General features: G+C 49.4%; 20 protein-coding genes. 15 read left to right on the top strand and 5 right to left on the bottom strand.

From position 1 onward, the window contains the following. The first annotated feature begins 11 nt into the window (after nucleotides 1–11). A complete protein-coding gene (locus ACO6UY_RS00230; protein WP_422444874.1) occupies nucleotides 12–407 on the top strand; it encodes a type IV pilin protein in 396 nt (131 codons plus the stop codon). A 157-nt stretch (nucleotides 408–564) separates the two neighbouring features. Here the strand turns inward: ACO6UY_RS00230 and nudC are convergent, their stop codons facing one another. The 4 genes from nudC to ACO6UY_RS00210 are packed head-to-tail and all read right to left on the bottom strand — an operon-like array spanning nucleotide 565 to nucleotide 3,448. Then, nucleotides 565–1,398, bottom strand: a complete 834-nt coding sequence (gene nudC, locus ACO6UY_RS00225) for an NAD(+) diphosphatase (protein ID WP_422444872.1) — start codon at nucleotides 1,396–1,398, stop codon at nucleotides 565–567. A gap of 52 nt (nucleotides 1,399–1,450) precedes the next feature. Further along, nucleotides 1,451–2,164, bottom strand: coding sequence for a DNA polymerase III subunit epsilon (gene dnaQ, locus ACO6UY_RS00220; RefSeq protein ID WP_422444870.1), 714 nt, complete (start codon nucleotides 2,162–2,164; stop codon nucleotides 1,451–1,453). A 35-nt stretch (nucleotides 2,165–2,199) separates the two neighbouring features. Next, a complete protein-coding gene (gene rnhA / locus ACO6UY_RS00215; protein ID WP_101745800.1) occupies nucleotides 2,200–2,640 on the bottom strand; it encodes a ribonuclease HI in 441 nt (146 codons plus the stop codon). Beyond that, nucleotides 2,624–3,448, bottom strand: a complete 825-nt coding sequence (locus ACO6UY_RS00210) for a methyltransferase domain-containing protein (RefSeq protein ID WP_422444868.1) — start codon at nucleotides 3,446–3,448, stop codon at nucleotides 2,624–2,626. The genes rnhA and ACO6UY_RS00210 overlap by 17 nt, the downstream gene beginning before the upstream one ends. 232 nt (nucleotides 3,449–3,680) lie before the next feature. Here ACO6UY_RS00210 and gloB point away from each other — a divergent pair, with 232 nt between their 5' ends. The 10 genes from gloB (at nucleotide 3,681) to ACO6UY_RS00160 (ending at nucleotide 17,134) form a co-directional block, all read left to right on the top strand. Next, nucleotides 3,681–4,463, top strand: a complete 783-nt coding sequence (gloB, locus tag ACO6UY_RS00205; RefSeq protein WP_422444866.1) for a hydroxyacylglutathione hydrolase — start codon at nucleotides 3,681–3,683, stop codon at nucleotides 4,461–4,463. Between the two features lie 42 nt (nucleotides 4,464–4,505). Then, nucleotides 4,506–6,131 carry a LysM peptidoglycan-binding domain-containing protein gene (locus ACO6UY_RS00200; protein ID WP_422444864.1) on the top strand — a complete coding sequence of 542 codons (1,626 nt, stop codon included), beginning with the start codon at nucleotides 4,506–4,508 and terminating at the stop codon, nucleotides 6,129–6,131. 119 nt (nucleotides 6,132–6,250) lie between these two features. Then, on the top strand, nucleotides 6,251–8,056 hold the full coding sequence (locus ACO6UY_RS00195; protein ID WP_422444862.1) for an extracellular solute-binding protein: 1,806 nt from the start codon (nucleotides 6,251–6,253) through the stop codon (nucleotides 8,054–8,056). A 28-nt stretch (nucleotides 8,057–8,084) separates the two neighbouring features. Further along, nucleotides 8,085–9,887, top strand: coding sequence for an extracellular solute-binding protein (locus tag ACO6UY_RS00190; RefSeq protein ID WP_422444860.1), 1,803 nt, complete (start codon nucleotides 8,085–8,087; stop codon nucleotides 9,885–9,887). Nucleotides 9,888–10,006: 119 nt separating this feature from the next. Next, nucleotides 10,007–11,992 carry an extracellular solute-binding protein gene (locus ACO6UY_RS00185; protein ID WP_422444858.1) on the top strand — a complete coding sequence of 662 codons (1,986 nt, stop codon included), beginning with the start codon at nucleotides 10,007–10,009 and terminating at the stop codon, nucleotides 11,990–11,992. Nucleotides 11,993–12,004: 12 nt separating this feature from the next. Next, nucleotides 12,005–13,093 carry a microcin C ABC transporter permease YejB gene (locus tag ACO6UY_RS00180; RefSeq protein WP_422488766.1) on the top strand — a complete coding sequence of 363 codons (1,089 nt, stop codon included), beginning with the start codon at nucleotides 12,005–12,007 and terminating at the stop codon, nucleotides 13,091–13,093. Between the two features lie 6 nt (nucleotides 13,094–13,099). After that, nucleotides 13,100–14,125, top strand: coding sequence for an ABC transporter permease (locus ACO6UY_RS00175; protein WP_101745792.1), 1,026 nt, complete (start codon nucleotides 13,100–13,102; stop codon nucleotides 14,123–14,125). Between the two features lie 16 nt (nucleotides 14,126–14,141). Then, a complete protein-coding gene (locus tag ACO6UY_RS00170) occupies nucleotides 14,142–15,755 on the top strand; it encodes an ABC transporter ATP-binding protein (protein ID WP_422444853.1) in 1,614 nt (537 codons plus the stop codon). Nucleotides 15,756–16,166: 411 nt separating this feature from the next. Next, nucleotides 16,167–16,490: a hypothetical protein gene (locus tag ACO6UY_RS00165; RefSeq protein ID WP_422444851.1), complete on the top strand. Its 324-nt coding sequence runs from the start codon at nucleotides 16,167–16,169 to the stop codon at nucleotides 16,488–16,490. Between the two features lie 47 nt (nucleotides 16,491–16,537). Next, nucleotides 16,538–17,134 (top strand): RING finger domain-containing protein, encoded by a 597-nt coding sequence (locus tag ACO6UY_RS00160; protein ID WP_422444849.1) that lies wholly within the window; start codon nucleotides 16,538–16,540, stop codon nucleotides 17,132–17,134. Between the two features lie 41 nt (nucleotides 17,135–17,175). Here the strand turns inward: ACO6UY_RS00160 and ACO6UY_RS00155 are convergent, their stop codons facing one another. Next, nucleotides 17,176–17,487 carry an RNA recognition motif domain-containing protein gene (locus ACO6UY_RS00155; protein WP_269674327.1) on the bottom strand — a complete coding sequence of 104 codons (312 nt, stop codon included), beginning with the start codon at nucleotides 17,485–17,487 and terminating at the stop codon, nucleotides 17,176–17,178. A 247-nt stretch (nucleotides 17,488–17,734) separates the two neighbouring features. Here ACO6UY_RS00155 and ACO6UY_RS00150 point away from each other — a divergent pair, with 247 nt between their 5' ends. The 4 genes from ACO6UY_RS00150 to ACO6UY_RS00135 all read left to right on the top strand — a co-directional run bounded on the left by ACO6UY_RS00150 (nucleotide 17,735) and on the right by ACO6UY_RS00135 (nucleotide 26,021). Beyond that, nucleotides 17,735–20,902, top strand: a complete 3,168-nt coding sequence (locus ACO6UY_RS00150) for a DUF1601 domain-containing protein (RefSeq protein WP_422444847.1) — start codon at nucleotides 17,735–17,737, stop codon at nucleotides 20,900–20,902. 127 nt (nucleotides 20,903–21,029) lie between these two features. Next, entirely contained in the window at nucleotides 21,030–21,512 is a 483-nt protein-coding gene (locus ACO6UY_RS00145) for a hypothetical protein (RefSeq protein ID WP_422488765.1), read from the top strand. 77 nt (nucleotides 21,513–21,589) lie between these two features. Further along, nucleotides 21,590–23,263 (top strand): DUF1601 domain-containing protein, encoded by a 1,674-nt coding sequence (locus tag ACO6UY_RS00140; protein WP_422444815.1) that lies wholly within the window; start codon nucleotides 21,590–21,592, stop codon nucleotides 23,261–23,263. Between the two features lie 163 nt (nucleotides 23,264–23,426). Then, entirely contained in the window at nucleotides 23,427–26,021 is a 2,595-nt protein-coding gene (locus ACO6UY_RS00135) for a DUF1601 domain-containing protein (RefSeq protein ID WP_422488763.1), read from the top strand. Nucleotides 26,022–26,099 lie beyond the last annotated feature (78 nt).

The following is a 26,099-nucleotide window of genomic DNA, read 5'->3' as shown; positions in this document are numbered from 1 at the left end:
AGTAAAATAACATGGGAAAAGCCTCAGGCTTTACGCTTATCGAGCTAATTATCGCCGTTGTTATTGTTGGCATACTGGCCTCTATTGCTGTGCCAAGTTACCAAAACGCTATCCAGAATGGTCGGCGTGCCGAAGGACAGACAGCACTGCTGGACATTGCCGGAAGACAGGAGCAGTTTTTCCTTGATAACCATCAATATACCGCTGATTTAAGAAATCTTGGCCTGGGAGCCAATCCATTTATATCAGACGATGGCTGGTATTCAATCAGTGCTGCCTGTGGCGGTAACGGAGATTTTTTCGCCTGTTCCGACGGCTTTGTGCTGATTGCAACCCCACAGGGAGGTCAGGTACCTGATGGCGGCCTGGTCCTCGACTCTTTAGGTAATAGGTTCGGTAATTGGTAAGGCTAAAGAAATCGAAATTGGTCTGAAATCCCCTCTTGTTAGGCAAAGATCTCCGCTATTCTCGGTGATCTTTCTGGCGTTTCATCCTTTCTCAATGATTAACTTTGCCACAAATATTTCAGGTTTCTTATAAGTATTTAAATATGATTGGATAATATCAAACAAATAAATCCACCAGCTTTCTGGCTATAGTAAAACCCGGTGGCAGCTCTGGCGGATTATCCCGATGAAACCAGCCGGCAAAGCTGAGTTCCTTTTCTTCGAGGACAATTTCACCACTTGTGTACTCCCCATGAAACCCCATCATTAATGAATGGGGAAAGGGCCAGCTCTGACTGAAACAGTAATGGAGTTTGCCCAGCGTAAGGCCTGTTTCCTCAAGTACCTCACGATGCACAGCCTCTTCGGCACTCTCCCCGGGCTCGACAAAACCCGCCACCAGCGTATGCATGGTTGACGCTTTACCATGGCGATGATGTCGAACCAGAAGCATTTCTTCCCCCCGGATCACCAGGACAATGACACAGGGAGAAATCCTCGGATAGGCATGGTGCTCACATTGGGCACAAGCCATTGCCCACTCTCCGACTTTTTCCTGCATCTGATGACCACAACAGCCACAAAAGGCATGTTCCCTGCGTGAAGTCAGGATCTGCAGGCCATGGCTAAGGAAACTATAAACCGTTGAGTCTGACTCAGACAGTAAGGCCCTGATGCTTATAGTACCTGTTTCAACGGTGAGACTTGTGAGTTCAACAATCCCTGCTGCCTTGCCATGAAAATAGCCGGTGACTATCGCCTGTTGTTTGATTGCCAGCTGAAACTTGTCGAGACTGTACCAGAGGAAGTTTTCTCCGGTGCTTTCGTCATTTAAAACAACCTGTCCTTCAAACAGTACCAGCCAGCACTGGCCAATCAGTTCAGGTTGCAGGCCTTGCAAAGGTGAATAGTTCACATCCATCACATCGGTAAGATCATGATCCAGTGGCAAAGTAAACTCCTTGATTCCTTTCCATACCCTGAAGACACATTAAAATTATGAACTAATCGTTAGCAAGCCACAGGCAGTTACCCGACTGTTTTTGAATCTGTTCCAGCTTGTTTTGATGGTTTTGCAACTCAGTATCACTGACAGAGATGACTCGCAGCGCAGGCCTGCCTGCAGCCAGTCGCCGGATAATACTGCCCTCTTCCGAATCACCAGCACCATCCTCACTGCTGCCAAGGGAAAGAGCCGTCTGCCCGCCGGTCATGGCAAGGTAGACTTCCGCCAGAATCTCAGAGTCCAGCAAAGCGCCATGCAGGGTTCGGGAAGAGTTATCAATGAAATACCGCTTACATAAAGCATCCAGATTATTTTTCTGGCCCGGATGTTTTTTTCTGGCAAGGGCCAGAGTATCAAGCACACCACAGCAGCCTTCTACATTGGGGAACCCCCGGCGTAACAGGGAAAACTCATGGTTGATAAAACCAACATCAAACGCTGCGTTATGAATAACCAGCTCGGCTCCGCGAATAAACTCGAGAAATTCATCGGCAATGGCACTGAACACCGGCTTATCGGCCAGAAACTCATTGGTAATGCCGTGAACTTCGATGGCTTCCTGCTCTACCACCCGCTGCGGGTTGATATAGGCATGGTAATGGTTACCGGTGAGTTTCCGGTCAATCATCTCCACGCAGCCTATTTCAATAACCCGGTGCCCTTGTTTAGGGTCAATACCGGTGGTTTCTGTATCAAGAATAATCTGTCGCATAGTTAACGGTTCTCAAATATTGGCCAGAAGACTGTCTACTTTTTGAAAGCTTCCGCACCCTTACAGGCCAGCCGGTCAGCAATTTCATTTTCCCGATGACCGGCATGGCCTTTGATCCATCGCCAATCGATATCGTGTCGTTGATTCTGTTGGTCCAGCAGCTGCCAGAGATCCTGATTTTTCACTGGCTGACCCGCCGCTGTTTTCCAGTTTTTCCGTTTCCAGCCGGTCATCCATTCGGTGATACCTTTACGGACATACTGGGAGTCGGTAGTAAGAATTATTGAACAGGGCCGTTTCAGAGCCTTCAGCCCTTCTATCGCCGCCATAAGTTCCATCCGGTTATTGGTGGTTTCGGGTTCACCGCCAAATAGCTCTTTCTCTACAGTGCCGTAACGAAGTAACACACCCCAGCCACCGGGCCCGGGGTTTCCTTTACAGGCACCATCGGTAAAAATTTCAACTGTCTGACTCAAAAGAACTCCAGTCTTTGTTTACTTTCACGGAACTGGTTCTACCAGCACTGGGGCGGGTCAATGGCTGACCGACAAAACGCCTGCGCACATCGGACCACACCTTTCTTACCGGGGTCAGCCCGGGGGTTTCCCGGGTGGCAATCATCATATAAAAGCCACCGACCGGCAGCTGGAGTTGTTCCAGCCTTTGTTCAATCAGATCACCACGCAAACCAGTAAAGAAACGTTTCAGCGGTTGAACATAGCCACCATAAACGATTCTTTCCACATTGAAATTGAGCAGGGCAAGCCAGTCTTTCAACCTTGACGGCGAAATAAAGTGCGCATCCCTGAGAAGACGACGCTGACCTGGTACACACCACCGGGCAATATTGGTCATGCTGTAAGGGTTGAAGCCAATAATTATCAGCTTACCGTCCGGTATAATGGTATTCGCCGCCTCACTGAGCAAGCGATGCGGGCTGTCCACAATTTCCAGCGTGTGTTGCAACAGAACAAGATCCAGGCTTCCCGGTAACACTGGCCAGTAATGGGGATCAGCCATCACCTGTGGTCTCGGGCAATCGGCAAGATGACTGGAACCGAGGATAAACTGCCTTCTTACCGGACTGCTGAACATCAGATCTTTATGCCAGGAGGCAGAGTATTGCCCCGCATGGAAACCAAAGATGGTACCTAACTCTCTTTCCAGCAGACTTTTTTCATAGTCAACCAGTAACCTTCCTGAGTCGGTATCCAGCCAGCGACGCAAGCCTCCAATACGGTCAGAGAAACTGCTTTTGGTCCTTTTCTGAAATGGTCGAATCATGCAAATTATTGTACCAATAAATATCCCAGAGACTTTTCATCATCAGGTCTGTTCATGTTAACCTCGTTAAGATCGAGTTTATACAGAAAATATTATTCTATGACATCAGCAGATATCGGCTATAACATCTTCAACCGGACAACCTCATAGCACATACAGGCTCAAAACTGATCTTCCCTGTGCAGCAGTATCAACGATGATCACAGGGATGAAAGAAAGGACATTCAAGGCGATGCTGATTATATCTCCGATACCCGCATTTAATGACAACTACATCTGGATATTTCATTCACCGGATAGCCGGGATGTTTTTGTGGTTGATCCCGGTGATGCCAGGCCAGTTGAACAGGCACTGAATCATCATGGACTCAATCTGGTGGGTATTCTCATTACCCACCACCACTTTGATCATATTGGCGGAGTCGCTGAACTGACCCGCAACAGAAATATTCCGGTTTACGGTCCTGATAACCCGGACATCAAGGGAATCACTCACCCTTTGCGTGATAATGATACGGTTGAGCTCAGCACCTGCCAGTTTAAAATTCTGGCCACTCCCGGCCACACACTGGACCATATTGCTTACTTTACCGATTCCGGCGAGGATGAAAATCCAGCGCTTTTTTGTGGAGACACTCTATTTGTTGGTGGTTGCGGCCGATTATTTGAAGGGACGGCAGAACAGATGTACAGCAGTCTGTCCCGTCTGGCTTCACTCCCTGGCCATACACGGATTTACTGTGCCCATGAATACACCCAGGCCAATCTTGAGTTTGCCCGAGCAGTGGAGCCAAATAACCGGAAGCTACAGGAACAGGTTATGCAAGTCGCTGAGTTGCGCTCTGAAAACCGGCCTACCGTGCCCTCAACCCTGAGAAAGGAATTGGACACAAATCCGTTCCTCAGATCAGACCAACCGGAAGTTATTCAAGCCGCCTCTGACAGGGATCCGTCCTCAAGTGCCAGCCCAATCGACGTTCTAAGGGTAATCCGAGCATGGAAGGATAATTTTTGATAGTGGTAAAATAATGAACTGATAATACTCAGAACCCTATATATGACCAAAGCCCCCTACTTAACAGGCCAGCGATTTACTTTTGGCCCTCCCCGACGGACTCTGCCAACGCTGGCCCTTTCGCTGTTTCTGACGGGTTGTCAGCTGGTGAGTAACTCGCCCTCATCTTCGGCATCCACGGTCAAGAAAGAAACCAGGCCTATTGTTGAAAAGCCTTCTGTGGAAAAAGCGGAGGTCACAACACCGGAGAAGATAACGCCTGAAAAAAAAGAACCGGTGATCATCGACGACCTGTGGGTTCGCATTCAGTCAGGTCTGGCAATGGATCTTGACCAGAATAACCCGCGAATTCAGGCTGAACTGAACTGGTATAAACGTCACAAGTCTTACTTCAGCCAGATTTCCAAACGTTCAGAGCCCTATCTCTATTTTATTGTCAAAGAAGCGGAAGCGAGAAATGTTCCCCTTGAACTGGCACTGATGCCCATTGTAGAGAGTAGCTTCGATCCTTTCGCATACTCTCATGCAGGTGCTTCAGGGCTCTGGCAGTTTATGCCGGCAACGGGTAAACACTACGGCCTCCATCAGAACTGGTGGTATGACGGTCGCCGGGATGTGGTACATTCTACCCGTGCAGCACTGGACTATATGCAAACCCTGTACAACAGGTTTGGCGACTGGGAGCTGGCACTGGCAGCGTTTAACTCTGGCCCCGGCCGGGTACAGCGGGCTGTTCGGAAAAACAAAAAGCTCGGTAAATCTACCCGTTTCTGGGCACTTGACCTTCCCAGAGAAACCACGGCCTATGTGCCGAAACTGATCGCTCTTGGCAAAGTGGTTCGAAACCCATCCAAACATGGCGTCCAGTTGAACAAAATTCCCAATAAGCCCTACTTCGCCAAGGTAGATACCAGTGGTCAGCTGGATATGGCCAAGGCAGCCAAACTGTCAGGGGTCGAATTGGAAGAACTCTACCGACTCAACCCCGGGCTGAACCGCTGGTCAACGCCACCGGAGGGGCCTCACCACCTGGTAGTTCCAGTCTCTCATGCTGAACATTTCCGGACTCAGTTGGCAAACCTGCCGCCGGAGAAACGGGTAAAATGGGATCGCTACACAGTGAGTTCGGGTGACACCCTGAGCACCATTGCCATGAAATACCGGACCAGTGTCAATGTCATTACCGAGGCCAATAAACTCAGCGGAACCATTATCCGTATTGGTCAGGGCCTGATGATCCCGGTAGCGGCGAAAACAGCAGAAAGTTACACACTCAGTGCTGGCCAGCGCCTTGCAGCAAAGCAAGATCGTTCGGTGAATGGCCGTTACAAAGTTGAGTATCTGGTAAAGTCTGGCGACAGCTTCTGGACCATTGCCCAAAAGTATGAGGTTGGTGTTAACGAGCTGGCTCGTTGGAACAATATGTCTCCCAAAGATACGCTGCGAATTAATCAGAAGCTGGTGGTCTGGAAGAAACAGGATTCACAAAATGCGGTTGTGAGAAAGGTACACTACAAAGTCCGTTCCGGTGACTCCCTGGCCAAAATTGCCTCAAAGTTTAATGTGAATGTCGCCCAGATCAGAGATTGGAACAGCGATATGAGTGGCAAATTTATTCACCCCGGCCAGCAGGTCACATTATTTGTCAATGTAACCCGCAACTTCTGACTCCCCCACCTTTCCGGCAGATGCTATCCTGATAGCTTTGTGCTGGAAGGTCCTGAGCTTTGATCATCTCTCCCAAAAATAAGATAAGTCTTTAAACAACAGACATCGGGATTACGGCTATGGGGTTTACCGTCTTCAGATTAACAACACCGCTGATCATCTGTGTCTTGAGTATCAGTCCAATGCTGTCCGCTGCCGACCAGAACAGCAGGTTAAGACACGCCATCAGCCTTTATGGTGAGCCCGGGTATGCTGAGAGCTTCCGGCACTTTAACTATGTTAATCCCGATGCACCAAAAGGTGGTGAGCTGAAACAGGGCGTTATTGGTCATTTTGACAGTCTTGTCCCCTATATAGATCGTGGCACAGCCGCGGCTGGCAGTTATATGATGTATGACACACTACTGGCCAGATCCTGGGATGAGCCCCTGACCAAATACGGCCTGATTGCCGAGCGCATTGAACTTGCCCCTGATAATACCTGGGTAGCCTTTGCCATAAACTCTGCGGCCAGATTCCATGATGGCCAACCCGTCACAGCTTATGATGTTAAGTTCAGTTTTGACCTGCTCCGGGAAAAAGGGTCAACGTTTTACAAGCAGTTCTATCAGGATGTCGAGAAGGTAGAAGCCACCAGCAGCCACAGAGTGCTTTTTGTGTTCAGGCACAGCAATAACCGGGAACTGCCATTGATTCTGGGGCAAATGCCCATTCTTCCCAAACACTATTGGGCAAACCGTGACTTCTCTTCTCCCGGCATGGAGATTCCTGTCAGCAGTGGCCCCTATAAACCCATTAAAATAGAGCCCGGCCGCTCAATAACCTTTGCCAGGGTCGACAACTACTGGGGGAAAGATCTGCCCGTTAACCGGGGAAGACACAATTTTGACCGCATTCAATACGAATATTATCGAAACAGCCATGTCCTTTTAGAAGCTCTGCAGAAAGGAGAATACGATCTCAAAACCATCAGCGACCCTCGCGTCTGGCACGACCAGATACGGGATGAAGCACTGAAAAAAAACCAATTAATTCGCACATCTTTAAGCAATCATAACCCGCAGACCTTAACCATCACCTACAACGCCAGAAGAGAGATTCTATCAGAGCCGGGGGTCAGAGAAGCGCTGGGATACGCCATCGAATTTGACTGGATCAATCGACACCTATTCCATGGTATGTACCATCGGGCAGACAGCGTTTTTGCCGGGACAGAACTGGGAGCTTCGGGAAAACCCTCAGAACAGGAAACAGAATTGCTCTCAGTATGGAAACATGAAATTCCGAAACAAGCATTGGATCAGGCATGGACTCCACCGGGGAATGAGCCCGGGATGACCCGCCGGGATCGCAAAAGAAAAGCGCTATCCCTGCTAAAGCAGAGCGGCTGGACCATCAACAGCAACCAGCTGGTGAACCAGAACGGCAAACCGCTGGAGCTTGAAATCCTGTTATCCTCTTCTGAAGAGGAACGGATCTTTATTCCAGTACAAAAGACACTGGAAAGCATGGGGATCAGACTGACTATAAGAACCGTAGACGCTGCCCAATATGTTGAAAGGCTCAGAAACCAGGACTTTGATATGGTTCTGTACACCTTTCCCCACACGCCCTCTCCCGGCACAGAACAGGCCAGCTTATGGGGTTCAGCGACCGTTGACCAGCACGGCTCCAGAAATATTGCCGGTATCAAGCTGAAATCCATTGATAGCCTTACGGAGAAAATACCCCGGGCCAACTCCCGGGAGGAACTGCTAACGCTGGTCAAATCCATGGATAGAATCATTCTCTGGAACCACTATGTACTGCCCCTGTGGTACCAGCCCCACTGGCTGATAGTCCACAAACAGCAACTGAAGTACCCGAAAAATCCTGCGCCCTATGCACTGGATTTGAGTACCTGGTGGTATCAGAAAAACCAATAAGTGTGGCTAATTGCAAGGAACTCGCTGGATGACTGACTTTTTGAAAAATGGATTTCTATTTATCAGTCTTATTTACTCTGTGCATGCTTTCGCAAACCCTGCTGATAAAAATTCAACGATAGCTCATGGACTGAGCTTTCATAACTCGCTGCAATATCCAGAAAATTTTACCCACTTTGGCTATGCCAACCCCGATGCTCCCAAAGGCGGCACTCTGAGAAAAGGCGTTGTCGGCAGTTTTGATACGTTTAATACGTTTGCCCCAAAAGGCATCTGGGCGGATGGCAGCTACTTTCTTTATGACCCGTTAATGGTCAAGGCCGGTGATGAACCCTATTCAGTCTATGGCCTGATCGCCCGGCAAATTGAGTATCCCGATGATTTTCGATGGGTCATATACCATCTGAATCCCCATGCGCGGTTTCATGATGGACACGCGATTACCTCAGAAGATGTTGTCTATACCTTTCAATCACTGAAGAAACGAGGCCCACCTCACTACAGGCATCTTTATGGAATCATTGAGAATGTCGAGTCACTATCGCCTACGTCCGTTCGTTTCAGTTTTTCTGAGCCACCAGCCAAAAGTCTGATTCTTCGACTTTCGCAACTCAGGGTGCTGCCAGCGCACTACTGGCAGCAGCCAGAGCGTGATCTCTTCAAGGCGACACTGAAGCCCCCACTGTCCAGTGGACCTTTCCGGGTAAAAGAGTTCAGCCCCGGACGCTTTGTTACCTATGAACGTGTTACGGATTATTGGGCAGCTGACCTGGCCGTCAACAAAGGTCGACATAATTTTGATCTTATCAGAACCGACTACTACCGGGATGATGGCATTGCCCTTGAGGCCTTTAAAAAAGGAGAGTACGACCTCCGTATTGATGCCAATCCCCGAAGCTGGTCACAGGCGTATAAACCAACGCAGACAGGCAAAGCAAAATTCATTCAGGAAAAAATAAACAACAAAAGTCTGGGCATGCGAGCGTTTGTATTCAATCTGAGAAAACCGGTTTTTGCCAGCCGAACAGTCAGAAAAGCCATTTCCCAGGCGCTGGATTTCAACTGGATGAATCAACACCTGTTTTTTGGTATGTATTATCAGGCCTACAGTCTTTTCTCTAATTCAGACCTTGCCGCGGATGGGCCTCCTTCTGAAAAAGAAAAGGCGTTACTGGCTCCCTGGCAGGATGAGCTTCCTGATAAGCTGTTTACCGCCCGCTGGGAGCCGGTTCACACAGACGGTTCAGGCAACTGGCGAAACAACAAGACACTGGCCTTCCAATGGTTGAAAGAGGCAGGTTATCGCTACGACAACAAAACTCTTGTTGATCCCCATGGTCAACCACTGAAGTTTGAAATTCTGTTAACTGACCCTGAACATGAACGCTTTGTGATTCCATTCGTCCGCAATCTCAGTGAACTGGGTATTGCCGCCAGCATCAATACCGTAGATGCCTCGCGGTACATCAATCGGATCCGCACGTTTGATTTTGATATGATCATTCACGGCTTTTACCCTGGCATTACCCCCGGTACCGAATTGAAAAATTTCTGGGGCAGCGCCAGCGCAGACAGTGACGCGGGACAAAACCTTTCCGGCATTAAACTCGACTCGCTGGACCGTATGATTGATAACGCCATCATGGCAACAACCCGTGAAGAGCTGACTCTTTACACCCGGGCCATTGACCGGATTGTACTCTGGCACTATGCAGTCATTCCTCAATGGTACCTCCCCTATTGGCCGATGGTTTACTGGCCGGGACTGCAACACCCTGAGCTTGCCCCGCCTTTTGACAATGGCTTAAGCACCTGGTGGCGGGAATATTGATATAAGTCCAGCCTGACGGGTACTTAACAACCATCCATGGTTCAGTCTATATTAGAACGATTACTTATATACAAGACTGCACAGAGATTTTTCAACACTAACGGTTGCTTATGATGGTCATGAATTCTGGTTATCTTACACTTGCAGCGCTGACCCTTGGGGTAACTCTCTCTTATTCCGGCGGGTCATCAGCCACTGCCTCTGGAAATACCACCGGGTCAGAGCACGAGGTCATCGCTAAAACGTCACTGGTGCTGCACGGTGAAGCGAAATATGGCAGCAAACCCTTTACGCACTTTGATTATGTCAATCCGGAGGCCCCCAAAGGCGGCAGTATTCGTATGGCTGCCAGTGGTACCTTTGACAGCCTCAATCCATACACCAACAAAGGAACCCCGGTTAGCGGTATCGCGCTTATTTATGACACATTGATGACCCAGAGCCGTGATGAGCCTTTCTCCCTCTATCCACTCATCGCCGAGTCCGCAGAAAAAGCCCCTGATAACAGCAGCATTACCTTTAACCTGAACCCCGACGCCCGTTTCCATGATGGTCAGCGGATCACTGCTGACGATGTAAAATACACCTTTGAACTGCTGACCCGTCTGGGACACCCTTTCTACCGCAGTTACTATTCCGATGTGGACACCGTCACCGTGCTTGCTGATCGTCGGGTGAAATTCACATTCAAACATAGCAATAACCCTGAACTGCCTTTTATTCTGTCAGAGCTGCCTGTGCTCCCTAAACATCACTGGGAACTGGATGAAAATGATTTTTCCTCTGCCTCACTGCAAATCCCCCTTGGCAGTGGCCCCTATCAGGTTAAAAGTGTTGATGGCGGCCGGAGCATTGCCTATCAGCGGGTCAAGGATTACTGGGCCAAAGACTTACCCGTTAACAGGGGCCGATATAATTTTGATGAGGTCAGTTACGACTACTACCGGGACGAACATGTCGCCCTGCAGGCACTGAAAGCGGGCGAATATGACCTGCGCTATGAAAATATTGCCAAAAACTGGGCCACTGCCTACGACGTGCCCCCGGTTCACAACGGCGAACTGATTCTGGCCACCATCCCTACCCGAAACCCTGCGCCTATCCAGGGCTTTGCCTTCAACCTGCGACGGGACTTCCTGCAGGATCCCCTGGTCCGAAAAGCCATGGGCTATGCCATGGATTTCGAATGGCTGAATCGTAACCTTTTCCATGACAGCTACCTTCGTTCGACGAGCTATTTTGGCAATTCAGGCATGGAAGCCACCGGCATTCCTGAGGGGGATGAACTGAAACTCCTTGAGCCCTGGCGCAAGCAGTTACCGGCAGAACTCTTTACCACACCCTATAGCGTTCCGGTGACTAATGGTTCCGGCAATATCCGGCCGCAACTGAAAAAAGCACTGCGGCTATTGAAAAAAGCAGGGTGGACCCTTGAGAACAACAAGCTGGTCAATAACAATGGCCAACCCCTGGAGGTTGAGTTACTGCTCGGACAACCCTCTCTTGAGCGGGTAGCGCTGCCTTTCAAGAAAAATCTGGAACAAATGGGTATTGAACTGAAGATCCGAACCGTTGATATCTCCCAATACATCAACCGTATTCGTGACTTTGACTATGACATGATCGTTGCCGGCTATGGCCAATCGGCCTCTCCGGGTAATGAGCAGACGGGGTTCTGGGGCAGTAAAGCGGCAGACACCAAAGGCAGCCGTAACTACATGGGAATCAAAGATCCGGTAGTGGATGCCATGATTGACCATGTGATTGATGCCACCAGCAGAGAGGAGCTTACCACTGCAGTAAAAGCGCTGGACCGGGTGCTGTTGTGGGGTGAGTACCTGATTCCCCAGTGGTACTACCCTTATGACCGAATCGCCCATTCCAGCCGATTAATCAGGCCAGAATCAGAACCTTTGTACAGTACCGACATTTATACCTGGTGGATCGACAATCAACCGGATGCAACAACCCATTCATCCCGGAACACTGGCGATGCCAGCGAACCCGCCGGTAACGCTGAAAACGACCGTTCATGGTTATACTCAGCACTGATATTGCTGGGCCTTATTCCTGTCTGGATTTATCGCCGCAGAAAAAACCGTTAACAGGAACCCTCCATGAGCAGCTATATTTTGCGCCGACTTGCCCTGATGATCCCGACCCTGTTCGGAATCATGCTGGTGAACTTTGTTATCATTCAGGCCGCCCCCGGCGGCCCGGTGGAACAGATGATTGCCAAACTTGAGGGTTTTGAAGTCAACGCCATCAGCCGAATCGGAGGCTCCGGTAATGCCGAAGTCCAACAGATGAGTCTGGATGAGAGCGGTGAATATCGCGGTCGCAGAGGTCTTGACCCGGAACTGATCAAGGATATCGAGCAACTGTACGGCTTTGATAAGCCAGCCCATGAGCGGTTTGTGCAGATGATCAAAAACTACCTGACCTTTGATTTTGGCGACTCGTTTTTCCGCGATGCCAAAGTAGTGGACCTGATTAAGGAGAAACTGCCGGTCTCGATTTCACTGGGCCTGTGGAGCACCCTGATCATCTACCTGATCTCCATTCCGCTGGGTATTCGCAAGGCATTGAAACACGGCAGCCGGTTCGATATCTGGTCAAGCGCTGTGATCACCACGGGTTATGCGATTCCGAGCTTTCTTCTGGCCATTCTGTTAATCGTGCTGTTTGCCGGTGGCAGTTACTGGAACGTTTTCCCACTGCGAGGGCTGGTATCAGACAACTTCGAGGAATTAAGTTTTATGGGTCAGATACGGGACTATATCTGGCACATGATACTGCCCATTATCTGTATGGTCATCAGTGGTTTTGCCACACTGACCATGCTGACCAAGAATTCATTCCTGGATGAAATCCATAAACAGTATGTGCAAACCGCAAGGGCCAAAGGACTGGATGACCGTAAAGTCCTGTACGGCCATATCTTCCGTAATGCCATGTTGCTGGTGATTTCCGGCTTCCCTGCGGCATTAATTGGCATCCTGTTTACCAGCTCCTTGCTGATTGAAATCATTTTTTCTCTGGATGGGCTCGGACTGCTTGGCTATGAAGCGGCCATCAACCGGGATTATCCCGTGGTGTTTGGCTCTCTTTATATCTTCACCCTGCTGGGTATGCTGATCAAACTCCTCGGCGATCTCACCTATGTCGTCGTGGACCCCCGTATTGATTTCGAAGCCAGGGACTGACGTGGAATGACAAGGTTCAAACTTAATCCGCTCAACCAGCGCCGCTGGCAGAATTTCAAGCAGAATCGCCGGGGCTATATTTCGCTCTGGCTATTCAGCATTCTCTTCGTCATAACCCTGCTGGCAGAGGTGGTGGCTAACGATAAGCCGCTGCTGCTCTGGTACGATGGCAGCCCCTATTTCCCGACCCTGGTTACCTATCCGGAAACCACCTTTGGCGGAGAGTTTGAACTGGAAATGGACTACCGACAGGAATTTGCCCAAGAACTGGTCGAGCCCAAAGGATGGATGCTCTGGCCGCCCATTCGCTACAGTTACGACACCATAAATTACGCCCGTATTGCCCCCGCCCACCCTTCCCTTGACAACTGGCTGGGCACCGATGACCAGGGGCGTGATGTGCTGGCCCGGGTGATTTACGGCTTCCGCATTTCGGTACTTTTCGGTTTGGCACTGACCTTTTTCAGTACCATCATCGGTGTTGCGGTTGGCGCTCTGCAGGGCTTTTACGGCGGCAAAATCGATTTATTCGGACAGCGTTTTATTGAAATCTGGTCGGGCATGCCCAATCTCTACCTGTTGATCATCCTTGCCAGTTTTGTCGAGCCGGGGTTCTGGTGGCTGCTGGGTATTATGCTGTTATTCCAGTGGATGGCACTGGTGGATGTGGTGCGTGCCGAGTTTCTCCGGGGCAGAAACCTGGAGTATGTTCGGGCCGCCAGGGCCCTGGGGATGACCAATGGGCGTCTGATGTTCCGCCATATTTTACCCAATGCCATGATCGCCACGGTCACGTTTATGCCCTTTATTCTGACCGGAGCCATTACCACCCTGACCTCCCTTGATTTCCTGGGTTTCGGCCTGCCGGCTGGCTCCCCTTCCCTTGGTGAGTTGATTGCTCAGGGCAAAAACAACCTTCAGGCACCCTGGCTGGGAATTACCGCATTTCTGGTCATGTCCATTATGCTCACGTTACTGGTGTTTATCGGTGAAGCGTGCCGGGATGCGTTGGACCCGAGAAAATACTATTAAAGAGAACCGAACATTTATGGATAAGCCATTATTGGCCATTAACAATCTCCGGATTGGTTTTCAACAGGGTGAGCACCGTGTTGAAGCCGTTAAAGGTGTGTCGTTCTCTGTCAATGCCGGAGAAACCGTTGGCCTGGTTGGAGAGTCCGGATCCGGCAAGTCCATCACTGCCCTGAGCATCCTGCAACTGCTTCCCGAAAACGCCCATTGCTCTGGTGCAATAGCGTTTGCCGATGAGGCCCTGCTGGATTTGTCCAAATCACAAATGCGCAAAATTCGTGGCCATAAGATCAGTATGATCTTTCAGGAGCCGATGACAGCGCTCAATCCACTGCATACCATCGAAAAGCAGATAGGCGAAGTACTGGCTATACACCTTGGCCTGCAAAACTCAGAAGCAACGGCTAAGACACTGGAACTGCTGGAACTGGTGGGTATCCGTGATGCCAGGAACCGTTTAAAGGCCTATCCCCATGAGCTGTCCGGTGGACAGCGACAACGGGCCATGATTGCCATGGCCCTCGCCTGTGAACCAACACTGCTGATTGCCGATGAACCAACCACCGCCCTGGATGTAACCGTGCAACGACAAATTCTCAGTCTGCTGGCGGACCTTCAGCAGAAACTGGGTATGGCCATTCTGTTTATCAGTCACGACCTTAATCTGATACGCCATGTGTCGGATCGAATCTGCGTGATGAAAAACGGTGACATTGTTGAGCAGGGCGTCACCGAATCCGTGTTCACAGCGCCCCAACACCCCTACACCATCGACCTGCTCAATGCCGAACCTGACGGAGAACCTGAACCACTGAACGAACACCCCACGCCGCTGGTCACTGGTGAAAAGATCAAAGTCTGGTTCCCGATCAAAAAAGGCTTTTTCAAAAAAACCGTAGGCCATGTTAAGGCAGTCACTGATTTATCGCTCACCATTCACCAGGGCGAAACCCTGGGTATTGTTGGTGAGTCCGGTTCCGGTAAAACAACCCTGGGCATGGCCCTGTTGAAACTGCAGACGTCAGAGGGCCTGATCAGGTTTGAAGATACCCGTATCGACACGATGAACCAGGACCAGTTCCGGCCACTGCGACGGGAAATGCAGATCGTGTTTCAGGATCCCTTTGGCAGTCTCAGCCCACGCATGACGGTTGCTGATATTGTTGGTGAAGGCCTTGATATTCATAAACTGGCCACTGAAGCCAATCGTGATGAACAGATCATCGCTGCCTTGGAGGATGTGGGCCTTGACCCGGAGTATCGTCACCGTTACCCACATGAGTTTTCCGGCGGCCAGCGCCAGCGTATCTCCATTGCCAGGGCTCTGGTGCTGAAACCCAGACTGATGGTGCTGGACGAGCCAACGTCTGCGCTGGACAGAACCGTTCAATCCCAGATCATCGATTTACTGCGCAACCTGCAGAAAAAATACCACCTCAGTTACATTTTTATCAGCCACGACCTGGCGGTGGTGAAAGCCATGAGTCATCGAATTGTCGTGATGCAGGGGGGAAAGATTGTCGAACAGGGAACTACCCGACAGATTTTTAACCAGCCTGTAGAAGCCTATACACGAGAGTTAATCAGTGCTGCTTTTGAATCACAGAAAAGCGCTCAGGAGGCTGACTGAGAATAGACTTCCCTGTTTATTGGCCGAATTTTAGGCGGACCCCCTTAAGAGTACTCTTCATAGTTCCCGGTCCCCATAGGGAACCAAAACCAGATACAGATGTCAGCAGATACAATACCAGATGTCAGAAATTGAAACAGTGAGTTTTTTTATATGGGTGTTACAGACGGCGTTGACTGTTTAATCTGTCACGATTCAGCACAATGCAGCCCCTTCAAACTAACGTGTAGACATACTTTTGGCAGATCGTGCATGCAGAGATGGATGGCAAGTTCTGGCCAGAGAAACTGCCTGATATGTACAAGACAATTAACTGATGATGAAGTAGAACAGATAAACTATATCCCGTTGTATGACCGAGTGGTAAATATTTCGATAAAAGCTATCCCAATCTTTGGCAGAACTGCTTCAATGTATCTCGGTAGTTTGTACGCAGGCTTTGCCGCTGGCGTGGTTCTTAACGGGTCCTTGAATCCTGCCTCATTGATTGCAATTGCTGCAAATACTGCCGTGTTTATTCCTGTGGCTGCTATCGGGGCTCTCGGGGCTGCTGCTGATGCCCCCATAGGTTTTGTTACTGCTGCCGGGGCTGCTGCCGGGGCTTGTGGTGGGGTTGCGTTTAATCATACTGCAGCTGCTTGTGGCGTGCTCAATCTTTCTGATACTGCGGTTTGTCTCGGGGGGGCTGCCATGGGAGCTGCCCTGGCTCATTTGGCGTATGAGGAAAGAGAGTGACCAGATAAAGATGTCAGCATTTGAGGATGAAACTGTGAGGCTTTCATATGGATGCTGTTGACGATGTTGCATGTTTAATATGTTATGATTCTGAAAAATGCAGCCCCTTCAAACTAACATGCGGACATGCCTTTGGTAGATCATGCATGCAGGGATGGATTGAAAGTTCTGGCCAAAAGAACTGTCTGTTATGTACAAAACAATTAACTGATGATGAAGTAAAACGGATAAAATGTATCCCATTGTATGACCGGGCAGTAAATATTTTGATAAAAGCTATCCCAATCTTTGGCAAAACTGCTCTGTATTATTTCAGCATCTCCGGTATCGGCACTGCCCTTAACGTAATTCGTGATGGTTTTTTTAAACCGTCCCAGGTTGTTGCCACTGCTGCGGCGGTTGCTACGTTTTTTCCCACTGCTACTATCGGGACTCTTGCAGCTGTTGCTGGTGTTCCCCTACGTTATGCCACAGCCGCCGGGGCTGCTGCCGGGGCTTGTACGGTGGCTATGGTTGATCAAGCTCGAGCTGCCGCCGCTCCTTATCCTTATCACGCAATGTTTCCTTCTGCTGCTGCGGTTTGTATCTGGGGGGCTGCCCTAGGATGTGTCGCAACTGGTATAGCATATTGCGCAAAAAAGTGAGCACATTTCCGCAAAGCTTAAAGCACTTTCAGATTAAACCTTTAGCGGTTAAAGTTGTTATTAAAAGACCTTGGTTGTCTTTTGGCTGAATCTCGCTGACCAGATTCCTTCTGTCGAGCGTCATTTACTCTTAATGGCCGCCCGGCTACTTCTTTGCCATCCATAGTTCTGGCGGCTTCAGCTTCCGTTTCTTTTTCAAAGGTGATGAATGCAAAGCCCCTTGAGCGCCCAGTCTCCCGATCCCTCATCAGTTTGATATCTTCAATGACACCAAATGATTCGAAAGCCTGTTCAAGGTCTTCTTCAACGGCGGTATACGCCAGGTTACCAATGTATAAAGTCCTTTTTTGCATGGAAAACTCTGGTTTTTCTCTAGGTTGAACGCAAGTCCTTGCGTAGAAAAGCAGTATCAACATCAAGATCAACAAAATGTAACAATCATCAGATTGTCATATCACACTGTTGTTGTCCACTTGCTTATCGGCAGATTCATGTTGATCATTAACGGATTCAGGAATTATAGACATTTCACTAAAATGAACTTATGAACAGAACAGCAGTCTGCTTTTTTATATTCTCATGAATTAATGAAATATAATTATGGACAGAAGCTCTGCTGGTATCAGTGGTAGATACGCAAGACCAGATAATGATTACAGACAACCGGATGACCATGCCGCTTCTTTAAGGCGTGGTCGGTATAGACATGCCACGGTCAGCCAGAGGGATAGTACCCCGCGCACTAAACCGTGGCGTCATAAATATTACCGTTCTTCTGCCGTATGCCCTTCTCAACACCTGCAGTGCCGTTCAGTAGACCCTGTTCAAGATTTCAATGACCTCATCAAACAGGAAAGAATGGCTGGTCTGTTGAGTAAATCGAATCGTTTCGGTCACCGCTATGATGGGAGAAATCACGGTCAATATGCCAGTTCAATAAAAAAATACACGTTAGCTGCTAAAAGACCGTTAAATCGAGCGGAACAAAGCCAGCTGATACGTTTGCTGCAAAATTTTATCGCAACCCGGAGTTGGAATTGGCGAAGCCTGACAACAACGCTTCATTCATTCACTTCAGCCGGTGTTTTTACCCTTCATAACCCCATGGATGAACGTATTAAACTTACTCAAGCCAACATATTGTCAACGCTATTTGATGCAATAAAATTTAACTGCAATCTGCAACCTGAATCCGGGGATATTGATACCCAGGAAATCGCCAACCTGCTGTGGGCCATGGCAAAACTGGTGGACAATGGGCAGGGACGAACACCAGGGCTCAAAGAGGCCGCGGCTGCGCTATTGCCCCACGTGAAAGCACAGACAGCTCAATTTAAACCACAGGAAATCGCCAACCTGCTATGGGCCATGGCGAAACTGGGGGACAACGGCCTGGAGTGGGTACCAGGGCTGAAAGAGGCCGTAACCGCGCTGTTGCCTCAGGTGAGCGAACAGAAAGACCAATTTATTCCTCAGCATATCGCCAACCTGTTGTGGGCCATGGCAAAACTGGTGGACAACGGGCTGGAGCAATCACCACGACTCAAAAAGTCCGTAGCCAAGCTGTTGCCACAGGTGAACGCACAGAAAGACCAATTTATTCCTCAGAACATCGCCAACCTGCTGTGGGCCATGGCGAAACTGGTGGACAACGGGCTGGAGCAATCATCAGGCCTCATAGAGGCCGTGGACGTTCTGTTGCCCCACGTGAACGCACAGAAAGCCAACTTTAAAACCCAGGAAATCGCCATACTACTGTGGGTCATGGCGAAACTGATGGACAACGGACCGGAGCGGAAACCAGAGCTCAACCAGGCCGTGGCCGTGCTGTTGCCTTTCGTGAACACACAGAAAGACCAATTTACTCCTAACCAGGTCGCCTGTCTGCTCTGGGCCATGGTGAAACTGCTGGACTATGGGCTGGAGCAGTCGCCAAGGCTCAGAGAAACCTTAGCCGCGCTGTTGCCCTGCGTGAACGCACAGAAAGACCAATTCAATGCCCATGGTATCAGCAACCTGCTGTGGGCCATGGCGAAACTCGTTGACAACGGCCACGAGCAGACACCAGAACTCAAAAAGACGGTGGCCGCACTTTTGCCCTGCGTAAACGCTCAGAAAGACCAACTTAATGCCCAGGGTATCAGCAACCTGCTGTGGGCCTTGGCAAAATTAGTGGATAACGGCCTGGAACAGACACCAGGGCTCAACGCGGCCTTGGCCAGGCTGTTGCCCCACGTGAACACACATAAAGCTCACTTTAAAACACAGGGGATCACCAACCTGCTGTGGGCCATGGCGAAACTGTTGGACAACGGGCTGGAGCTGACACCAGTGTTCAACGAGGCCCTGGCCGCGCTGTTGCCACACGTGAACGCACAGAAAGATCAATTTAATGCCCAGGGTATAGCCAACCTGTTGTGGGCCATGGCGAAACTGGTCGGCAGTGGGCAAGAGCGGACACCAGAACTCAACGAGGCCGTGGCCGTGCTGTTGCCCCATGTGAACACACAGAAAGACCAATTTATTCCTCAGCATATTGCCAACCTGCTGTGGTCCATGGCGAAACTGTTGGACAACGGGCAGGAGCGGACACCAGAGCTCAATGAGGCCGTGGCCGTGCTGTTGCCCCATGTGAACGCACAGAAAGACCAATTTACAGCTCAGCATATCGCCAACCTGCTGTGGGCAATGGCCAAACTTTTGGACAACAGGCAGGAGCAGACACCAGAGTTCAACGAAGCCGTGGCCGCGCTGTTGACCTGCGTGATCGCACAAAAGGCTAACCTTCACCCACTGGGTATTGCCAACCTGCTGTGGGCCATGGCAAAACTGGTGGACAACAAACAGGAGCCGAGATCAGTGCTCACAGAGGCCGTGGTCACGCTGATACCCTATGTAAACCAACAGAAAGATCAATTTATTCCCATGCATATTGCCAACCTGCTGTGGGCCATGGCAAAACTGGGTGAGCTTATCGAGCTGAACGTGTTTACCTCTACGTTTGAATCTCTTGTCCAGAGAATCAGTAACAACCCGACGCTCTCTCAGCAAGGGATATTGATATCTCTCTGGGGAGTAATGGTGTCCTGTGCCAGATTATCTTTGGTGGCCAGTGTCAATAAACAAGATGTGCTTGAAAAACATCTGGCTGTCCTGTTTTCTCGTCTGGAAAATACATCCCCGGATGATGAAGAGGATCAAACCATCATTTCCATGGCCGCCAAGTGGCTCGGGAAACCCTGCCCGTTCGTCCTCGATTACCAGACAACCAGGTCAAGACCTCAAGCCGAGTTCCGCGATAAACTCAAATCATCCATTCCCTCTTTGAAGATTGAAGAAGAAAAGTGTCTGAACTCATTACCTCCGGTTGATCTCTTACTGCCAGATCACAACATGGTTATCGAAATTCAGGGACCGGCTCATTACGTAAGTGGTGATTTCAAAACCAGGAATGGTTCGACTCTGCTGAAAATTGCGCTGCTGCAAAAAGCAGGATTTGAGGTTATTGAAATCCCGGTTAACGAGCTTTTGGACAAAAGGTTAATAAAACGACGTATTGAACAAATAAAGTCCAGAATACACATCCCGGTACACGGGCATGACGCTGTATCACTTAAAAGAGGGTGGACAGATAACGCATACGTTGCTGCCGATAAAGATTGGCACCCCTCAGATTACTGTTACTTAACCGCCGAAGAAAATTCACAAGAGCAAAGAGACCACCCAGAAAGTAAAAAGAAAAAACAACCAGTATACCAATTCAATTAAAAAATACACGTCAGCGTCTAAAAGACCGTTAAATCGAACTGAACAAAGCCAGCTGATATGTCTGCTGAAAAATTTTACCGCAACACGGCGTTGGAGTTGGCGAAGCCTGACGACAACATTTCATTCATTGACTTCAGCAGGTGTTTTTACCCCTCATAAACCCATGGATGACCTGTTTCATCGCCTGCAAAATACATCTCCGGATAATGAAGAGGATCAATCCGTCATTGCCATGGCCGCCAGATGGCTTGGGAGACCTTGCCCGTTCGTCCTCCATTACCAGACAACCAGGTCAAAACCTCAAGCCGGGTTCCGGAATCAACTCCAATCACCCATTCCCTCTTTGAAGATTGAAGAAGGAAAGTGTCTGAATTCATTACCTCCGGTTGACCTGTTACTGCCAGATCACAACATGGTGATTGAAATTCAGGGACCGTCTCATTACGTGAGTGGTGATTACAAAACCAGGAATGGATCGACTCTGCTGAAAAAAGCAGGATTAGAGGTCATTGAAATCCCAGTCAACCGGTTTTGCAGCCAGTATTTAATGAAACTATGCATTAATCAAATAAAGACCAGGTTAGACATACCACCACAGGATCGTCTATAGACAATTTTAGCAAAATGAACTTCTGAACAGAACCGCAGTCTGCGTTTTATATTCTCATGAATTAATGAAATATAATTATGAATAGAAGCTCTGCTGGTATCAGTCGTAGATACGCAAGACCCGGTAATGATGACATCCAACCGGATAACCGGGCTGCTTGTTCAAGGCGCGCGCAATATAGACAGAGTACAGTCAGACTGTGGGATAATCCCCCCCGCTCTACCCCGGGGCGTAATGAATTTTACCATTCTTCTGGCGCATGCTCTCCTCAACATCTACAGCGTCGTTCAGTAAACCCCGCTCAAGATTTTATTAACCTTATCAAACAGGAAATAATGGCTGGTCTGAACAGTAGATCTGAGCGTTTCGGTCATCGCTATGATGGGAGAGATCACGGTCAATATGCCAATTCAATTAAAAGATACACGTCAGCTGCTAAAAGACCGTTAAATCGGGCTGAACAAAACCAGCTGATAGGATTACTGCAAAATTTTACAATAACACGGCGATGGGGTTGGCGAAGCCTGACGACAACAATTAATTCATTGACTTCAGCGGGTGTTTTTACCCCCCATAATCCCATGGATAAGCAGGTCACGCTTACTCAAGCTGCCTTACTGTCCAATCTGCTTGATGCAATAATATTCAAGTGCCACCAAAAATCCCAAGCCCGGGATATTGATGCCCGGGGAATCGTCAACCTTCTTTGGGCCATGGCGAAGCTGGTGGACAACGGGCAGAAGCAGACACCAGAGTTCAACGACACAGTGGCCGCGTTGTTGCCCCATATTCACGAACAGACAGACCAATTTATTCCTCAGCATATCGCCAACCTGCTGTGGGCCATGGCAAAGCTGGTGGACAACGGGCAGGAGTGGACACCGGCGCTCAACAAGGCGGTGACCACGCTGTTGCCCCACGTGAAAGCACAGAAAGCTAACTTTCAACCACAGGGTATCGCCAACCTGTTGTGGGCCATGGCAAAACTGGTGGAGAACGGGCAGGAGCAGACATCAGGGCTCAAAGAAGCCGTGGCCGCGCTGTTGTCCCTCGTGAAGGCACAGAAAGCTAACTTTAAACCACAGGGTATCACCAACCTGCTGTGGGCCATGGCGAAACTGATGGACAACGAGCATTGGACAGCAAAGCTTAAAGAAGCTGTGGCCGTACTATTACCTTACGTGAACGCACAAAAAGACCAGTTTACTCCTCAGCATATCGCCAACCTGCTGTGGGCCATGGCAAAACTGGTGGACAACGGGCAGGAGCTGATATCAGAGCTCAAAAAGGCCATGGCAGCGCTGTTGCCCCACGTAAAAGCACATAAAGACCACTTTACTCCTCAGCATATCGCCAACCTGATGTGGGCCCTGGAGAAACTGGGTGAGCTCGTTGAGCTGAATGTGGTTACATCCACGTTTGAAACGCTTGTCTGCATCAGTGAAAACTCACAGTTCTCTCAGCAAACGATAATGATGTCCCTCTGGGGAGTGATGGTATGTTGTACCAGGTTGTCTCTGGTCGCCAATGCCAATAAAAATCACGTGCTTGAAAAGCACATGGGTGACCTGTTTACTCGCGTGCAAAATACATCCCAATATAATGAAGAGGATCAACGCAGCATTGCCATGGCCGCCAATTGGCTTGGCAGAGCATGTCCGGTCGTCCCCCATTACCAGACAATCATTTCAAAACCTCAATCCGACTTCCGCAATCAACTCCAATCAGGATTCAATAAAACTATGTATTGATCAAATAAAGACCAGGCTAGGAGGCTGACCGAGAATAGCGCCCGCAGCGAGGATGCCAGAAAATGGAAAAAGGAAGCAAAATTATAAACTTTTAAGCAAAATGAACTTCTGAACAGAACCGCAGTCTGCTTTTTATATTTTCATGAATTGATGAAATATAATTATGGATAGAAGCTCTGCTGGTATCAGTGGTAAATACGCAAGACCAGGTAATGATGACATCCAGTCGGATAACCGGGCTGCTTCTTCAAGGCGCGCTCAATATAGACAGAGTACTGTCAGACAGTGGGATAATCCCCCCCGCTCTACCCCGAAGCGTAATGAATTTTACCATTCTTCTGCCGCATGCTCTTCTCAACATCTACAGCGTCGTTCAGTAAACCCTGCGCAAGATTTTAATGCCCTCATTAAACAGGAAATAATGGATGATCTGGTGAGTAAATCAGATCATTTCGGTCATCGCTATGATGGGAGAAATCACGGTCAATATGCCAGTTCAATTAAAAAATACACGTCAGCTGCTAAAAGACCGTTAAATCGAGCTGAACAAAGCCAGCTGATACGTCTGCTGCAAAATTTCACCGCAACACGGAGCTGGAATTGGCGAAGCCTGACGACCACACTTCATTCATTTACTTCAGCAGGTGTTTTTACCCTTCATAAACCCATGAATGAGCGTATTAAACTTACTCAAGCTCACTTATTGTCAACCCTGCTTAATGCAATAACATTTAAGTGCAACCAAAAACCTGAAGCCAGGAATATTGATGCCAGGGGAATCGCCAACCTGCTATGGGCCATCGCGAAACTGTTGGACAACGGGCAGGAGCTGACACCAGGGCTCAAACAGGCCGTGGCCGCGCTGTTGTCCCATGTGAGCGTAAAGAAAGACCAATTTATTCCTCAGCATATCGCTAACCTGCTGTGGGCCATGGCGAAACTGGTGGACAACGGGCAAGAGTGGACACCAGAGCTCAAAGAGGCCCTGGCTGCGTTGTGGCCCCAAGTGAATGCACAGAAAGCTAACTTTAACCCACAAGAAATCGCCAACCTGCTGTGGGCTATGGCGAAACTGATAGACACCGGGCTGGAGCAGACACCAGAGCTCAACGAAGCCGTGGCCACGCTGTTGCCCCGCGTGAATGCGCAGAAAGGTAACTTTAAACCACAGCACATCGCCAACCTGCTGTGGGCCATGGCGAAACTGGTGATCAACGGTCAGGAGCAGACACCAGAGCTCAAAGAAGCAGTGGCCGCGCTGTTGCCCCATGTAAATGCACAGAAAAACCAGTTTCTTCCTCAGCATATCGCCAACCTGCTGTGGGCCATGGCGAAACTGGTGGACAACGGGGAGTGGACACCAGAGCTTCTTAAAGAAGCTCTGGCCTCACTGTTACTCCAAGTGAACGTACTACATCAAACTGACTTTAAACCACGGGAAATCGCCAGCCTGCTGTGGGCCATAGCGAAGCTAGTGGAGAATGGGCAGGCGCGGACACCAGGGCTCAAAGAGGCTGTGGCTGCTCTGTTACCGTGCATGAACGCACAGAAAGACCAATTTAATCCTCAGAATTTCACCAACCTGCTGTGGGCCTTGGCGAAACTGGTGGAAAGCGGGCAGGAGCGGATACCAGAGTTCAATGAGACCCTGGCCGCGCTGTTACCCCAGGTGAACGTACAGAAAGACCAATTTAATGCCCAGGGTATCGCCAACCTGTTGTGGGCCATGGCAAAACTGGTGGAGAACGGGCAGGAGCAGACACCAGAGCTCAAAGCAGCCGTGGGCGCGCTGTTGTCCCTCGTGAAGGCACAGAAAGCTAACTTTAAACCACAGGGTATTGCCAACCTGCTGTGGGCCATGGCGAAACTGGTGGACAACGGAGAGTGGGCACCAGAGCTTCTTAAAGAAGCTCTGGCCTCACTGTTACTCCACGTGAACGTTCAGCAAGCTGACTTTAAACCGCAGGAAATCGCCAACCTGATGTGGGCCATGGCAAAACTGGTGGACAACGGGCAGGAGCAGACAACAGGGCTCAAGCAGGCCGTGGCCGAGCTGTTGCCCCACGTAAACGCACAGAAAGACCACTTTATTCCTCAGCATATTGCCAACCTGATGTGGGCACTGGCGAAACTGGGTGAGCTCATTGAGCTGAACGTGGTTACATCCACGCTCGAAACGCTTGTCTGCAAAATCAGTGGAAACTCTCAGCTCTCTCAGCAAGCGATATTGATGTCTCTCTGGGGAGTAATGGTATGCTGTGCCAGGTTGTCTCTGGTCTCCCATGCCAATAAACATCACGTGCTTGAAAAACACATGGATGACCTGTTTACTCGCCTGCAAAATACATCCCGGGATAATGAAGAGGAACAACGCAGCATTGCCATGGCCGCAAGCTGGCTTGGCAGAGCGTGTCCGGTCGTTCCCCATTACCAGACAATCATTTCAAAAACTCAATCCGACTTCCGCAATCAACTCCAATCATGTATTCCCTCTTTGAAGATTGAAGAAGAAAAGAGTCTGAACTCATTACCTCCGGTGGACCTGCTACTGCCAGATCACAATATTGTGATTGAGATTCAGGGATCGTCCCACTACGTGGGTGGTGATTTCAAAACCAGGAATGGTTCAACTCTGCTGAAAAATGCACTGCTGCAAAAATCAGGATTTGAGGTCATTGAAATCCCGGTTAAAATGCTTGGGAATCAGGATTCAATAAAACTATGTATTGATCAAATAAAGACCAGGCTAGGAGGCTGACCGTGAATAGCGCCCGCAGCGAGGATGCCAGAAAATGGAAAAAGGAAGCAAAATTATAAACTTTTCAGCAAAATTAAC

The organism is Endozoicomonas sp. ALE010 (assembly GCF_049310165.1).
Lineage (GTDB): Bacteria > Pseudomonadota > Gammaproteobacteria > Pseudomonadales > Endozoicomonadaceae > Endozoicomonas.
This window is presented reverse-complemented; position numbering and strand designations above follow the sequence as displayed.

Excerpts from the sequence above, each read along its gene's own strand:
- ACO6UY_RS00230 (WP_422444874.1), top strand. The coding sequence starts at position 12 with ATGGGAAAAGCCTCAGGCTTTACGCTTATCGAGCTAATTATCGCCGTT.
- dnaQ (WP_422444870.1), bottom strand. The coding sequence starts at position 2,164 with ATGCGACAGATTATTCTTGATACAGAAACCACCGGTATTGACCCTAAA.
- ACO6UY_RS00210 (WP_422444868.1), bottom strand. The coding sequence starts at position 3,448 with ATGATTCGACCATTTCAGAAAAGGACCAAAAGCAGTTTCTCTGACCGT.
- gloB (WP_422444866.1), top strand. The coding sequence starts at position 3,681 with ATGCTGATTATATCTCCGATACCCGCATTTAATGACAACTACATCTGG.
- ACO6UY_RS00200 (WP_422444864.1), top strand. The coding sequence starts at position 4,506 with ATGACCAAAGCCCCCTACTTAACAGGCCAGCGATTTACTTTTGGCCCT.
- ACO6UY_RS00195 (WP_422444862.1), top strand. The coding sequence starts at position 6,251 with ATGGGGTTTACCGTCTTCAGATTAACAACACCGCTGATCATCTGTGTC.
- ACO6UY_RS00190 (WP_422444860.1), top strand. The coding sequence starts at position 8,085 with ATGACTGACTTTTTGAAAAATGGATTTCTATTTATCAGTCTTATTTAC.
- ACO6UY_RS00185 (WP_422444858.1), top strand. The coding sequence starts at position 10,007 with ATGAATTCTGGTTATCTTACACTTGCAGCGCTGACCCTTGGGGTAACT.
- ACO6UY_RS00180 (WP_422488766.1), top strand. The coding sequence starts at position 12,005 with ATGAGCAGCTATATTTTGCGCCGACTTGCCCTGATGATCCCGACCCTG.
- ACO6UY_RS00175 (WP_101745792.1), top strand. The coding sequence starts at position 13,100 with ATGACAAGGTTCAAACTTAATCCGCTCAACCAGCGCCGCTGGCAGAAT.
- ACO6UY_RS00170 (WP_422444853.1), top strand. The coding sequence starts at position 14,142 with ATGGATAAGCCATTATTGGCCATTAACAATCTCCGGATTGGTTTTCAA.
- ACO6UY_RS00165 (WP_422444851.1), top strand. The coding sequence starts at position 16,167 with ATGTATCTCGGTAGTTTGTACGCAGGCTTTGCCGCTGGCGTGGTTCTT.
- ACO6UY_RS00160 (WP_422444849.1), top strand. The coding sequence starts at position 16,538 with ATGGATGCTGTTGACGATGTTGCATGTTTAATATGTTATGATTCTGAA.
- ACO6UY_RS00155 (WP_269674327.1), bottom strand. The coding sequence starts at position 17,487 with ATGCAAAAAAGGACTTTATACATTGGTAACCTGGCGTATACCGCCGTT.
- ACO6UY_RS00150 (WP_422444847.1), top strand. The coding sequence starts at position 17,735 with ATGGACAGAAGCTCTGCTGGTATCAGTGGTAGATACGCAAGACCAGAT.
- ACO6UY_RS00140 (WP_422444815.1), top strand. The coding sequence starts at position 21,590 with ATGAATAGAAGCTCTGCTGGTATCAGTCGTAGATACGCAAGACCCGGT.
- ACO6UY_RS00135 (WP_422488763.1), top strand. The coding sequence starts at position 23,427 with ATGGATAGAAGCTCTGCTGGTATCAGTGGTAAATACGCAAGACCAGGT.